Source organism: Actinospica durhamensis (assembly GCF_018139695.1).
Lineage (GTDB): Bacteria > Actinomycetota > Actinomycetes > Streptomycetales > Catenulisporaceae > Actinospica > Actinospica durhamensis.
On sequence record NZ_JAGSOG010000556.1, the window covers coordinates 1 to 1,608 of the forward strand.

The window sequence follows — 1,608 nt, forward strand, 5'->3', positions numbered from 1 at the left end:
GTCGTGGCTGGAGTCGTCGACCACTGCCCCGCCGGCGAGATAGACGATGTCGATGAGGTTCCCGCTGCGCACGACGTAGGCGTGGTAGTCGGAGGCACCGCTGTAGTTGCCGTTCTCCTGGGCGGGCTTGCCCTGGTCAGTGCGCAGGATGACGGTGTACGCGACCCCGTTCGCGATCGTCGCGGTGGTCGTGGTCACCTGCGTCGACGGGACGTTGTTCACGTCGGTCATGTCCTTGAGCGTGGAGCACGCCGCCACGTCCTTCTCCAGCGCCGCATACGCAGCCTGCGCAGCAGACGTGCTGCTGTAACGGACGTACTTCTGCGAGGCGCCCGGCGTGCCGTCGAAGTCCGCCGCGGAGACATCGTTCGTCGCCGTGAAGTTGTTCATCGCGAAGCCCACGACATCCTTCGCGAACGCCGGGTAGCCATTGGCCGCGTCCGTGCACGGGTACAGGATCGGACTCTGCGACATCAAAGCGACCCCACTCAGCACCGTCGACGAACCCCCACCGGTCCACCGCAGCGTGCCGTCCAGCGGCACCTGCGAAGGCGAAAGCCAACCGGTCGGCAGAGCGGACCACGTCGGGTTCGGGGTCGGGCTCGAGTTTGTCGGCCCGCTGGTGGGAGCGGCCGCGGTGGTCGGGGTGCTCGAGGTCGGGGCACCCGTCGGCGAGGCCGCAGCGGTTCCGGTCTGCGGCGAGGTGGTTCCGGTCTGCGGCGAGGAGCTTCCGGAGGCGCCCGCGCCGGCGGCCGAACTGTGGCCGGAGCACGCGGCGGCGCCTCCGAGCACGGCGGCGGAGAGCAGGACGGCGGTGGCGGTGTTCTTCTTCATGACTGTTCCCTCCCCGGTGCGCCCCCGTCGGGCGCTTACACAGAGGTCACGCCTGAGCTTGCGGCCCGGTTGTCAGAAGTCGAAAATTCTTTGGCGAATACCAAAGCACTGCGCCCCCGGACGCGTGGTCCGGGGGCGCAGCGTGAGAAGAGACGGCGGGGATCAGCCGAGCGCCATGATCATCGTCTCGAGACTGGCGCTGTCGTGGCTGGAGTCGTCGACCACTGCCCCGCCGGCGAGATAGACGATGTCGATGAGGTTCCCGCTGCGCACGACGTAGGCGTGGTAGTCGGAGGCACCGCTGTAGTTGCCGTTCTCCTGGGCGGGCTTGCCCTGGTCAGTGCGCAGGATGACGGTGTACGCGACCCCGTTCGCGATCGTCGCGGTGGTCGTGGTCACCTGCGTCGACGGGACGTTGTTCACGTCGGTCATGTCCTTGAGCGTGGAGCACGCCGCCACGTCCTTCTCCAGCGCCGCATACGCAGCCTGCGCAGCAGACGTGCTGCTGTAACGGACGTACTTCTGCGAGGCGCCCGGCGTGCCGTCGAAGTCCGCCGCGGAGACATCGTTCGTCGCCGTGAAGTTGTTCATCGCGAAGCCCACGACATCCTTCGCGAACGCCGGGTAGCCATTGGCCGCGTCCGTGCACGGGTACAGGATCGGACTCTGCGACATCAAAGCGACCCCACTCAGCACCGTCGACGAACCCCCACCGGTCCACCGCAGCGTGCCGTCCAGCGGCACCTGCGAAGGCGAAAGCCAACCGGTCGGCAG

General features: G+C 67.7%; 1 protein-coding gene and 1 pseudogene. Both read right to left on the bottom strand.

The features are described 5' to 3' along the window. Nucleotides 1-834: pseudogene (locus KDL01_RS40980) on the bottom strand (hypothetical protein); the annotation flags it as partial. 162 nt (nt 835-996) lie between these two features. Next, nucleotides 997-1,608: hypothetical protein (locus KDL01_RS40985; protein WP_212534120.1), on the bottom strand; the 612-nt coding region annotated here is incomplete at its 5' end.